The sequence below is a fragment of the Enterococcus sp. C53 genome (assembly GCF_040887425.1).
In the GTDB taxonomy this organism is placed as follows: Bacteria; Bacillota; Bacilli; order Lactobacillales; family Enterococcaceae; genus Enterococcus_B; species Enterococcus_B hirae.
The window spans coordinates 522,160-534,649 of the sequence record NZ_JBFOFT010000001.1; the positions used below are offsets into that span (position 1 = coordinate 522,160).

General features: G+C 38.9%; 12 protein-coding genes and 1 pseudogene. All 13 read left to right on the top strand.

From position 1 onward, the window contains the following. The 13 genes and pseudogenes from fabF to yqeH all read left to right on the top strand — a co-directional run bounded on the left by fabF (window position 1) and on the right by yqeH (window position 12,489). On the top strand, window positions 1–1,236 hold the full coding sequence (gene fabF, locus AB3I42_RS02570) for a beta-ketoacyl-ACP synthase II (protein ID WP_010719674.1): 1,236 nt from the start codon (window positions 1–3) through the stop codon (window positions 1,234–1,236). A gap of 2 nt (window positions 1,237–1,238) precedes the next feature. Beyond that, window positions 1,239–1,733 (top strand): acetyl-CoA carboxylase biotin carboxyl carrier protein, encoded by a 495-nt coding sequence (gene accB / locus AB3I42_RS02575; protein WP_010738136.1) that lies wholly within the window; start codon window positions 1,239–1,241, stop codon window positions 1,731–1,733. A 23-nt stretch (window positions 1,734–1,756) separates the two neighbouring features. Continuing rightward, window positions 1,757–2,176 (top strand): 3-hydroxyacyl-ACP dehydratase FabZ, encoded by a 420-nt coding sequence (gene fabZ / locus AB3I42_RS02580; protein ID WP_081123511.1) that lies wholly within the window; start codon window positions 1,757–1,759, stop codon window positions 2,174–2,176. A gap of 7 nt (window positions 2,177–2,183) precedes the next feature. Further along, a complete protein-coding gene (locus AB3I42_RS02585) occupies window positions 2,184–3,563 on the top strand; it encodes an acetyl-CoA carboxylase biotin carboxylase subunit (RefSeq protein WP_010738135.1) in 1,380 nt (459 codons plus the stop codon). Beyond that, window positions 3,564–4,433, top strand: coding sequence for an acetyl-CoA carboxylase, carboxyltransferase subunit beta (gene accD / locus AB3I42_RS02590; RefSeq protein ID WP_010738134.1), 870 nt, complete (start codon window positions 3,564–3,566; stop codon window positions 4,431–4,433). Beyond that, a complete protein-coding gene (locus AB3I42_RS02595) occupies window positions 4,426–5,211 on the top strand; it encodes an acetyl-CoA carboxylase carboxyl transferase subunit alpha (RefSeq protein ID WP_010738133.1) in 786 nt (261 codons plus the stop codon). The genes accD and AB3I42_RS02595 overlap by 8 nt, the downstream gene beginning before the upstream one ends. A gap of 1,031 nt (window positions 5,212–6,242) precedes the next feature. After that, window positions 6,243–7,130, top strand: coding sequence for a BspA family leucine-rich repeat surface protein (locus AB3I42_RS02600; RefSeq protein ID WP_258924859.1), 888 nt, complete (start codon window positions 6,243–6,245; stop codon window positions 7,128–7,130). A 16-nt stretch (window positions 7,131–7,146) separates the two neighbouring features. Beyond that, window positions 7,147–7,320 (top strand): annotated as a pseudogene (locus tag AB3I42_RS02605) (immunoglobulin-like domain-containing protein); the annotation flags it as partial. A gap of 981 nt (window positions 7,321–8,301) precedes the next feature. Further along, window positions 8,302–9,129 (top strand): transporter substrate-binding domain-containing protein, encoded by an 828-nt coding sequence (locus tag AB3I42_RS02610; protein ID WP_010738131.1) that lies wholly within the window; start codon window positions 8,302–8,304, stop codon window positions 9,127–9,129. Window positions 9,130–9,141: 12 nt separating this feature from the next. After that, window positions 9,142–9,831: an amino acid ABC transporter permease gene (locus AB3I42_RS02615; protein ID WP_010738130.1), complete on the top strand. Its 690-nt coding sequence runs from the start codon at window positions 9,142–9,144 to the stop codon at window positions 9,829–9,831. A gap of 13 nt (window positions 9,832–9,844) precedes the next feature. Further along, on the top strand, window positions 9,845–10,579 hold the full coding sequence (locus AB3I42_RS02620; protein WP_010738129.1) for an amino acid ABC transporter ATP-binding protein: 735 nt from the start codon (window positions 9,845–9,847) through the stop codon (window positions 10,577–10,579). A 276-nt stretch (window positions 10,580–10,855) separates the two neighbouring features. Then, on the top strand, window positions 10,856–11,383 hold the full coding sequence (locus AB3I42_RS02625) for a YqeG family HAD IIIA-type phosphatase (protein ID WP_368022240.1): 528 nt from the start codon (window positions 10,856–10,858) through the stop codon (window positions 11,381–11,383). Beyond that, complete coding sequence (yqeH, locus tag AB3I42_RS02630) at window positions 11,380–12,489, top strand: ribosome biogenesis GTPase YqeH (protein WP_010738128.1); 1,110 nt, start codon at window positions 11,380–11,382, stop codon at window positions 12,487–12,489. Before AB3I42_RS02625 ends, yqeH begins: the two co-directional genes overlap by 4 nt. Window position 12,490 lies beyond the last annotated feature (1 nt).

The following is a 12,490-nucleotide window of genomic DNA, read 5'->3' on the forward strand; positions in this document are numbered from 1 at the left end:
ATGAATCGAGTAGTAATTACAGGCTATGGTGTCACTTCACCAATCGGTAATGATGCTGAAAGCTTTTTAGATAGTTTGCAAAAAGGAACGAATGGGATTGCTCCTATTACTAAATTTGACGCCACAGAAACTGGAATCACACTAGCAGGTGAAGTCAAAGATTTTCCATACGATAAATATTTTGTAAAAAAAGACAGCAAACGGATGGACATGTTCTCGATTTATGGGATCTATGCAGCACTAGAAGCATTAGGGATGAGCGGTCTAGATAAAGAGAAAATCGATCAAGATCGTTTTGGTGTCATTGTTGGTTCCGGTATCGGCGGATTGCCAACGATCGAAAACCAAGTGATCCGGTTACACGAAAAAGGCGCGCAACGTGTCTCACCAATGTTTGTTCCAATGGCTATTGCAAATATGGCTGCCGGCAACATTGCACTACGTGTAGGTGCTAAAGGGATTTGTACAGCAATCGTTACTGCTTGTGCGAGTGGAACGAATGCTATTGGTGAAGCTTACCGCAATATCAAACATGGTTATTCAGATGTCATTCTAGCTGGTGGGGCAGAAGCAACAATTTGTGAAATGGGAATTGCTGGCTTTGCTGCACTAACAGCTCTATCGAATGCTGAAGACCCTACTCGTGGTTCGATTCCTTTTGATGAAGAACGTAACGGTTTTGTGATGGGCGAAGGAGCGGGTATCTTAGTGATCGAATCTTTAGAACATGCTCAAGCTCGTGGTGCAAAAATCTATGGAGAAATCGTTGGTTACGGCGCTAATTGTGATGCGTTCCATATGACTGCTCCTACACCAGATGGTTCAGGCGCTGCCAAAGCAATGAAATTAGCCATGGATGAAGCGGGTATTAAGCCAGAAGATGTTGGCTATATCAATGCCCATGGGACAAGTACACCCGCTAATGATCAAGCAGAAGCAAAAGCGATCCAACTGGCATTAGGTGATTCATTCAAAGAAACATATGTCAGTAGTACGAAATCCATGACTGGACACTTATTAGGTGCAGCTGGAGGGATTGAAGCGTTAGCTACTTTAATGGCGCTGGAACATCAATTTATTCCACCAAACATCAATGTCCAAAAACAAGATCCGGAAATTGACTTGAATGTTGTCATCAATGAAAGCAAACCAGCGCAATTGACTTATGCAATGAGCAATTCGTTAGGCTTTGGTGGTCACAATGCGGTCTTGTGTATGAAACGCTGGGAGGAATAATCTTGAATATCAATGAGATCAAGGAATTAGTCAGTCAATTCGATCAATCTACTTTAACTGAATTTGATTTAAGAGAAGGTCAATTTGAATTATATATGAATAAAAATGAATCTAGTCGTGGAATGGGAACAATGGCTCCAATGCCAGTAGCTACAGAAGCGCCTAGAGATACGGTAGTACCTCAAACACCAATCCAACAAACGCCAGTTAGTGAAGCACCTCAAGCATCTGTCGAAGCATCACAAGAAAGTTTCGAAGGTGTCGAGGTAAAATCACCGATTGTTGGAATCGTCTACTTACAACCTGCCCCTGATAAACCACAATTTAAGTCAGTGGGAGATAGTGTCAAAAAAGGTGAAGTGATTTGTATCATTGAAGCAATGAAATTGATGAATGAAATCACAAGCGAAGTCGATGGGAAAATCGTTGAGATTCTTGTTGAAAATGAAGCGGTTGTTGAATACGATCAACCACTATTTAGAATTCAACCAAATTAAGCAAAAGAGGAAAGAGGAGCAATATGAACATTCAAGAAATTAAAGAAATCATACCACATCGTTATCCGCTATTGCTGATTGATCGTGTCGATGAAATGGTGGAAGGCGAACGAATCATTGCAAAGAAAAATGTGACGATCAACGAACCATTTTTCCAAGGTCACTTTCCAGAAGAACCTGTGATGCCAGGTGTTTTGATCGTTGAAGCGATGGCACAAGCAGGAGCAGTTGCGTTATTATCCTTGGAACAATTTAAAGGAAAGACTGCTTATTTTGGTGGTTTAGACAAAGCAAAATTCCGTCGAAAAGTCACTCCAGGGGATACACTGTATCTTGAAGTAGAAATTACGAAAATCAAATCTTCTGCTGGTATTGGTAAAGGAATTGCAAAAGTGGATGGCAAAAAAGTTGCTGAAGCTGAATTAACTTTTATGATTGGATAGGTGAGTTATGTTTTCAAAAGTTTTGATAGCTAATCGTGGCGAAATCGCCGTACGAATTATTCGCGCTTGTCGTGAGCTTGGTATTCAGACTGTTGCTGTTTACTCACAAGCAGATGCTGACGCATTGCATACTCAATTGGCAGATGAAGCAATTTGTATTGGTCCTGCAAAAGCGACGGACTCCTATTTGAATGTCCAAGCAGTTTTGAGTGCAGCCATCGTGACCAAAGCAGAAGCGATTCACCCAGGTTTTGGGTTCTTATCTGAAAATAGCCGTTTTGCTTCTATGTGTGAAGAATGTAATATTGCTTTTATTGGTCCAAAGAGTCGAACGATCGATGCGATGGGGAATAAAATCAATGCACGTCGCTTGATGCAAGAAGCCAATGTACCTGTTATTCCAGGAAGTGATGGCGTATTATCAACAGTTGAAGAAGCACTAACAGTAGCGGATAAGATTGGTTATCCGGTCATGCTTAAAGCTGCCGCTGGCGGTGGCGGAAAAGGGATTCGTAAAGTTTTATCAAAAGAAGAATTACCGCAACATTTTTCTTCTGCGCAGCAAGAAGCAGCAGCGGCTTTTGGAAATGATGAAATGTATTTAGAAAAAATCATTTATCCAGCAAGACATATTGAAGTACAGATCCTTGGTGATCATTATGGGCATGTCCTTCATTTAGGCGAACGAGATTGTTCTCTTCAACGAAATAATCAAAAAGTATTAGAAGAATCCCCTTCAGTGGTCATCTCTCAGAATAAAAGAGAAGAATTAGGAGCTGCGGCAGTTCGTGCAGCCAAAGCGGTTAATTATGAAAATGCTGGAACGATTGAATTTTTAATGGATGAAGCGGGAGAATTTTATTTCATGGAAATGAATACGCGGATCCAAGTCGAACATCCGGTAACTGAGATGGTTACAAACATTGACTTGGTAAAAAAACAAATTGAAATTGCTGCGGGGCAACCGTTGGAAATCAAACAAGAAGATGTGCGATTCTCTGGTCACGCCATTGAGTGTCGGATCAATGCAGAAAATCCAGCTTTTCATTTTGCACCATCACCTGGAACAATCAAAAACCTTTTGTTGCCAGCAGGAGGCATGGGCGTTCGAGTTGATAGTGCCGTTTATTCTGGCTATACGATTCCACCTTATTATGATTCAATGATCGCTAAGGTGATCGTTCATGCAGACACTCGCTTTGAGGCATTGATGAAAATGCAACGAGCGTTAAGCGAAGTGGTTACCGATGGAGTGATCACGAACGCGGAGTTCCAAATGGATTTAATCAGTCATCCAGCAGTCATCGCAGGGGACTATAGTACCGCCTTTTTACAAGAAGATTTTTTACCGAACTGGACACCTGAAACAGAGATAGGAGAAGAGTAGATGGCTTTATTCAAAAAGAAAAAATACATTCGAATTAATCCTAATCGAGCAGAACAACCAACGAATGCGCCGTCTATTCCAGATAATATGTGGGCTAAATGCCCTAATTGTAAACACATCATTTATACAAAAGATATTGGTGATGAGAAGGTTTGCCCTCATTGTAGTTATAACTTTCGTATTGGTGCTTGGCAACGATTAGCATTGATCATCGATGAAAAAAGTTTAGAAGAATGGGACACGGACTTAGTAACGAAAGATCCCTTGAACTTCCCTGATTATCAAGAAAAGATCCAAACTATGCAAGCAAAAACAGGATTGCATGAAGCGGTATTGACAGGAAAAGCAACGATTCACGGTCTGCCATTTGCGATTGGTGTCATGGATTCTAATTTCATCATGGGCAGTATGGGAACCGTTGTAGGGGAGAAAATCACCCGTTTGTTTGAACGGGCTGAAAAAGCTGGCTTACCCGTTGTCTTGTTCACTGCTTCTGGAGGAGCCAGAATGCAAGAAGGTATTTTTTCTTTGATGCAGATGGCAAAAATCTCAGCAGCTGTCAAACGTCATAGCAATGCCGGTTTGTTTTATCTAACAGTATTGACCGATCCAACTACAGGCGGCGTAACAGCGAGTTTTGCAATGGAAGGCGACGTGATCCTGGCTGAACCCCAAAGCTTGATTGGTTTTGCCGGTAGACGAGTGATCGAACAAACGATCAAACAAGAATTACCGGAAGATTTCCAAAAAGCAGAATTTCTACTTACCCATGGATTTGTTGATCAAATCGTTCCTAGAAAAGAACTAAAAGAAACGATCCATCATTTGTTGGAAATGCATACGCAGAAAGGTTGGATAAATCATGGATAAAACAGCACATGAGATCGTTCAACTGGCGCGTGAAAAGGATCGTTGGACGAGTCTTGATTTTTTTGAAGATATCTTTGAGGGGTTTCAAGAATTTCATGGCGATCGTTTATTTGGAGACGACGAAGCAGTCGTTGGTGGGGTTGCCAAATTAGATGGAAAACCTGTCACAGTTATTGGGATCCAAAAAGGACGAGACCTTCAAGAAAATATTCGTAGAAATTTTGGTTCGCCTCATCCAGAAGGCTATCGTAAAGCACTTCGTCTGATGAAACAGGCAGAAAAATTCCATCGTCCTATTATCACACTGATTAATACTGCTGGTGCCTATTGTGGTGTTGGTGCAGAAGAACGTGGTGAAGGAGAAGCGATTGCCAGAAACCTATTAGAGATGTCTGATCTAAAAGTACCGATCATTGCAATCATCATCGGTGAAGGTGGAAGCGGAGGAGCATTGGCTCTTGGCTTAGCTGATGAAGTTTGGATGCTTGAACAGACGATTTATGCTGTCTTATCTCCTGAAGGTTTTGCGTCGATTTTGTGGAAAGATGGTAGTCGAGCAGCTGAAGCGGCTGAATTAATGAAAGTTGCGGCAGCTGAATTATTAGAATTAGATGTCATCGATCGTGTGATACCGGAAACAGTAAATGGGCAAGCTTTAAGTAAAGAAAAAGTCAGTCGAATGTTACAAAAATCATTGATTGAAAAATTGACCGAACTATGTCAAACTTCCACTGAAGAGTTGCTTGAACGACGTTATCAAAGATTCCGTAAATTTTAAACAGTTATAAAGAATAAGACAAACAGTTATGCACCAAATTGAATGAATAAAGCAATCGACCTACCCACCGTTTCCTGTTAGATAACAGGAACAGCTTTGGAGGTCGATTGCTTTTTGAATTTTTCGGCTCTTTGTCAATAAGGACTGATGAATGGTGTAAAATCAAATCTGGGTCAGAATGAATCTCATTCTGTCTCAGATTTTTTTGTTATTTCACGTTGATAGTTTTTTTATTACCCTTTCTGCTTTTTTAAAAAACATTGAATACAAGGATTGGAGATTATCCTCTATCATTCATCAGAGATTTTATAAATGGGAATGCGATAATCGCTCTGTTGAATATAATCATGTGTCTACCATTTGGTTGGCATGAATATGGGTTCTATAATTTTTCAAGGAGACTGGGACAGAACTTGTCTCAGTCTCATCTAGTATCTCTAAAAAACAAATAAACATGAGACAAAAGCAGCGTCTTCGGAAAATCTGCTGAAATTTACGAAAAATTTGAGAAGCACCAAGTAGGTAACAATCAACAGCAAAAAACTAGTTTTTGTGTTTCTTGTCAATTTTTGGGAATCTCTTCTTATTTCTTGATGCTAACTACTTTTGTCTCCACTTCCTTTTTTGATATATTTAAATCTTTCTCCTATCTAAAAGGTTGCAGGTTATTCTGCCACTTATGAACCTTTACATAAATCGTAACATGTAGATGAAAAATTTTTTCAGATGATAAGTAGTAGAGAAAGCTTGATTGATTTCCTCAATCAATGAAAAAAATACATACAACAAAACAGTTATGGTAAACGATCAAGATTCAAGAATATTAATTAGTTATATTGAGCGTTTACTCTTGATTAGAACAAGTAAAATAAAAGCTACAGGGGAGATGATCCATACGATTTTGTCAGCTTCGGTAACAAAATGGACATTGGAAAGAGATATCAATTGAAAACAGAGAAAACACCTAAAGCTGATGAAGTGGTATTGACGAGAAAGTAATGATCAAAAATAAGAGAAAAAAAGGAGTAAATATGAGTAAGAAAAAATTAACAGCAAAACGTAAAAAACAGCTATTAACGATGTTTGCGGTGGCTGGTGTGATGGGAAATGCTGGGATCGCACCAACGATGGCATTAGCGGATACTTTGTCACCAACAGCTGAAACTGCTACTGAACAAACACAGGCGAATGAAGCAAAAGAAGTCATCGATCAAACGATACAAAACGTCACAGAGCCGTTAGTAAACCCAACGGATTCAACCACTACAACTAGTGATTCATTAGCAACAACTGATGAAGCAACGGATGAAACAACTGAGAACACCCAGGAACAAGCAAAAGAACAAGAACAAGCAACAGCAGCGACTGCCGAAAGTGAAGGGGATGCAACTAATCCAACAGCTGAAGCGCCAAAAGTAGCGCAAAAAGCGAACGTGGCAGCTACCTCCGAGATAACAGGTACGTGGGGTACCAGTCCGTATACTTTTGATGAAAATACAGGGGTATTGACGATCGGAGCAGGTGAGTTAAGTGGCTATAAAGAATCACCATGGAACAGCAAAAAAGTAGATGCTAAATCCATCAAGAAAATTGTCTTGTCTGGAAAAGTAGTTGCTCCGGAAGATTCTAGACGCCTATTTTCTTATTCGTACCTTACAAATGTAACTGAAATCGAAGGATTGAGTCAACTGGATACCAGTAACGTAACAAATATGGAGTATATGTTTCACGGTATGCGCAGCGTAACAAGTCTAGATGTAAGTGGTTTTGATACCAGTAACGTAACAAATATGGATGCTATGTTTTACAGTATGAGCAACGTAACAAGTCTAGATGTAAGTGGCTTCGATACCAGTAAAGTAACAGAAATGGCGTTTATGTTTGACAGTATGAGTAGATTAACAAGTCTATGGTTCTGATACCCAAGTTCACCAAGGGCACTTGTTTGTCAATGGTAAACTGATCAGTAAAGGTGGGAGCTTTAAGGATGGGGCAATCAGTTATTATGTGAAGCCAGACCTAATCAAAGCTGATGATCAAGTAACAATGAATTTCTATGATGGAAGTGGCAACTTATTGGCTGAAAACCAAACAGTTTCTGTTAATTAAGGAAAAAACAAATTAATGTAAGTCTAAAAACTGGGGCATTGATTAGAAAAAATCTGATCAATGTCTCAGTTTTCTTGATTTAAGATACGCTCAAAATTCAAACAGGTTGAGCTAAATGAGGAATACCGGAATGTGTACAGAGGTTTATATTTAGTAAAATAAGATCTGTTTAGAGACCATACGATGATTCTAAGATTATTTAGAATTAATCAGTGGCATAATTAGTTGGTCAAACAAGCTGATTGAGAATTACTTAGAATAGGAAACTTAGTTGAGCACAGAAGGGGTTGAAACAAACATGTTTAGTATCAAGTAATTCCAATTAATTTTCCGAAGATGCTACTTTTGTCTCCGTTTCTTTTCTTTGGATAAGTGCAAGGTTCTACTAGCATTCCTATAGTGTGAATGAATTTTGCGCAAACAATCCAACTGCAGACTAGAATACACTCAGAGTGAACGGCGGTTATAACGGACTAGATTCCCGCTGTTTTTGTTATCAAGATAAGGATTCTAATGTGAGTGTAGATAGGATCTAGAAGACAATAATCTAACTGATTTTAATCCTATTATCAGTAGAACAATGAAAAATACTAGTAATCAGACATGGAATTTGATTCCCAGATCTAATTGAACTCTGATAAATATTATTTGCACATAAAGAGTGTTTCGCATCAAGAAGTAGAATTTCCAAAATTTCCTTCTTGAATGTTTGATGACTTTTATCTTCTTGCGGGAGATTAACTAACCTTATCTGTGGTTACACCTGTAAAAGAGCTAAGATGACTTTTTCGTTCTTAGCTCTTTTTCATTTTATTGAAAACTTATTCTAAAATAATTATTCTTTTATTTGTTTTATATACAATATATTCGCCTTAAAATACATTTTTTTAAATAAATATACAAAAAATGCTTTTTTTTTGAAAGTTTCATGCTATAATTACTTCACTTAATACAAAAGTTTTAACGTAGGAGGAAAATGACATGAAAAAATTCTTTGGGATGTTAACGGTACTGTTTGCACTAGCGACTTTAGGTGCATGTGGCAGCAGCAATACGACTGCTCAAGGTCAGGAAAAGGATCAGTTAGCAGCGATTAAAAAAAGCGGGGTACTAAAAGTAGCTACGTCGGCTGATTACGCGCCGTTTGAGTTTCATACGATGGTTGACGGGAAAGATAAAATCGTAGGATCTGATATTGACTTAGCTAAAGCAATCGCGAAAGAACTAGGAGTAAAAGCTGAAGTATCAGATATGAATTTCAATACCGTTTTAGCTTCCTTAAAAGAAGGTAAAGCAGATCTTGCTATTTCAGCGATTTCTGCCACAGATGAAAGAAAACAACAATTTGATTTCACAGACAATTATTACAACCCACCACAAGTGGTAATCATCAACAAAAAAAATAAAGAAATCTATCGCAATGCGAATGACCTAAAAGATAAAAATGTGGGTGCTCAAAAGGGATCCATTCAAGAGGAATTAGTTAAGACGCAACTGAAAGGTGCGAAGCTTGTGACAATCGACAAAGTTCCCAACATGATCGTTGAAGTTAACCAAGGCTCATTAGCTGCGACAGTCGTTGAAAAAACGATCGCCGAATCATATATCGCCCAAAATCCTGATCTGATGATCGCTGATATTTCACTTGAGCCAGCTCCTGATGAAGCCTTTGCTATTGCGTTACCTAAAGAAAGCAGTCAACTACAAAAAGAATTAAACCAAATCATCAAAAAGTTGAATGATGAAGGAAAAATTGAAGAATTTATTCAACAAAATAACGAATTAGCTGAAAAAACAGCGACAGAATAGAGGTCAGGCAGAGTGGATTTTTCTTTTTTAGATAAATATTTCCCTTATTTTTTATCAGGTACAGGAATAACAATCATGATTTCGGTCGTCACAGTGATCTTGGGAACGGGTATCGGTTTACTTATGGCGTTACTAAAATTGTCCAAAAAGAAACCGTTGAATGTTTTAGCTAATGTCTATATCGAAGTGTTACGAGGAACACCGATGCTTCTACAAATCATGATCGGCTTTTTATTGCTTCAAGGATTTTTTCCTTCAAAAGATCTAGAAGTAGGTGTTTTAACTGTTGATCTTGGCCGCCTGCTTCCAGGAATGATCGTGTTATCTTTAAATTCCGGTGCCTATGTGGCAGAGATCATCCGTGGGGGGATCCTGGCAGTGAACAACGGTCAAACAGAAGCCTCCTATTCATTAGGGTTGCGTCCAGCACAAACGATGCGTTACGTGATTTTACCACAAGCATTAAGAAATATTTTGCCTCCTTTAGGCAATGAATTTATTACGTTGATTAAAGATTCTTCCCTGTTGACTGCGATCGGAATCAATGAACTGATGGGAGCGGCGCAAATCGTCATATCCAATTCGTATGTTCCATTAGAGCCTTATTTTATAGCAGCAGCCGTTTATTTCAGCATGACGTTTGCTACTTCTCGGTTACTAAATCGCTGGGAGAAAAGATTAGGTAAAGGATACCAAGGATGAAGGGTGAAAATAGATGGCCAAATCATTGATCAAAATTACACATTTAAATAAAAAATTCGGTGAACAGGAAGTACTGAAAGACGTTTCCGCTGAAATTTATCCAGGAGAAGTCGTGGTACTTTTAGGGCCATCAGGCTCGGGAAAAAGCACTTTACTAAGATGCATCAACTTATTAGAGATACCAACTTCTGGTGAAATCAAGTTTGAAGGAATGACAATTACCGACAAGCAAAATGATATTTTTAAAACAAGAGAAAAAATGGGAATGGTTTTCCAACAGTTTAATCTATTCCCTAATATGACGGTTTTAGAAAACATCACTTTGTCACCAATCAAAGTCAAAAAGCAATCAAAAGAAGAAGCAACAAAGATTGCTAGAGATCTGCTAAAGAAAGTAGGTCTGCTAGAAAAAGCCGATACTTATCCTCAGTCTTTATCTGGGGGGCAACAACAACGGGTCGCCATTGCGAGAGCTTTAGCCATGCAACCCGACGTCATGCTATTTGATGAGCCGACTTCAGCTCTTGATCCGGAGATGGTCGGAGAAGTGTTAGAAATCATGTTGCAATTAGCTCGTGAAGGGATGACTATGATCATTGTGACTCACGAAATAGGCTTTGCAAAAGAAGTCAGTGATCGAGTTCTATTTATGGATGGAGGAACCATTCTTGAAGAAGGTACACCGACGGCTATTTTTGAACAAACCAGTCATCCACGAACAGTCGCATTTTTATCCAAAATATTATAAAAGTCAGTAACATCCAAAGAATAAAAAATCGAATGAAAACTCTCGAAACAGTTTCTCGTGTTTGGAGAGTTTTTATTTTATCAGTGTAGTCAAACGGATGATTTCTTCTCTTTTAAAAGTGTTTGGTAACTTCGGTCTGTTCATCATTTCAGGTTAATAGTTGTTTATTCAGAAGGATTCAGGTGTAGAGGTAGTTTTTTTGGAAAGAATGAAGTATAATATAGGGCTGAGGAGTACATTTCGTGCTCCTTCATTTTTTGCAGATGAGGAGACAAAATGTTTTCAAAATATAAACCAACATGGATGGTCGATGCCATCTACAAGATAACCCCTGTACAATTAAAAAACTTAGGGATTAAAGCAGTTTTGACTGACTTGGACAATACGTTGATCGCTTGGAACAATCCTGATGGGACAGAGGAATTACTCGACTGGATCTTAGAAATGAGAAATGCTGGTATTCCAGTAGTGGTTGTTTCAAACAATAGCTCTGAACGAGTAGCACGAGCGATCGATAAATTTGAATTGACGTATGTTGCTCGGGCATTAAAACCTTTAGCCGTAGGAATGAATCGAGCAAAAAAAATGTTGAATCTTTCAGATGATGAAATTGTGATGATCGGTGACCAAATCATGACAGATATCCGAGCAGCTAATCGTTCGGGTATCAGAAGTATCTTGGTTAAACCAATTATTGAAACGGATAGTTGGAAAACACGATTCAATCGTTTTTGGGAACGCAAAATCATGGCCTATTTATTAGCACACAATCCTGATATGGGCTGGCGAGGTGGAATTGAATGAACGAAGAACTACAGTGTATTGGGTGTGGAGCAACGATCCAAACCGACCATCCTAATGAATTAGGGTATACACCAAAAGCAGCATTAGAAAAAGGACTAGAATCAGGTGAGGTCTATTGCCAACGTTGTTTCCGGTTAAGACATTATAATGAGATCCAAGATGTTTCACTGACAGATGATGATTTTTTGCGCCTGCTGAATGAACTAGGACAAGAAGATGCCTTGATCGTCAATGTTGTCGATATCTTTGATTTTAATGGTTCTTTGATCCCTGGACTACATCGCTTTGTAGGTAATAACCCGGTGCTCTTGGTCGGAAACAAAGTGGATATTTTACCTAAATCACTGAAGAAACCAAAAATGATCCAATGGATGAAAGAGCGTGCACATGAAGCTGGATTGCGTCCGGTTGAAGTATTATTGACAAGCGCAAAAAAAGCGAATGAAATGGAAAATCTACTCAAAAAAATCGAAGAGTATCGTGAAGGTCGTGACGTCTATATCGTTGGTGTGACAAATGTCGGTAAATCGACATTGATCAATCAAATCATCAAGAACACAGCAGGTGTCAAAGATGTGATTACGACTTCTCAATTTCCAGGGACAACTTTAGATAAGATCGAGATTCCTTTAGATGATGGGCACTTCTTGATTGATACTCCTGGGATTATCCATCGACATCAAATGGCGCATTATCTTGGAAAAAAAGATTTAAGGATCATTGCACCAACGAAAGAAATCAAGCCTAAAGGATACCAATTGAATGAAGGACAGACACTCTTTCTCGGCGGTTTAGCAAGGTTTGATTTTATCAGTGGGCAACGCGGTTCATTTATTGCTTATGTTTCAAATGATGTCACTATTCATCGAACGAAATTAGCAAAAGCCGATGAATTTTATGTGAAACACGTCGGTGGATTATTACAACCACCTCGTCCCGATGAAGTAAATGAATTTCCCGAATTGGTTCGTTTTGAATTTTCGGTAAAAGAAAAAACAGATATCGTATTTGCTGGCTTAGGATGGATCACAGTGACACAACCGGCAGTCGTAGCAGGTTGGGCGCCAAAAGGTGTGAATGTGATGAAACGAAAGGCCTTGATTTAAG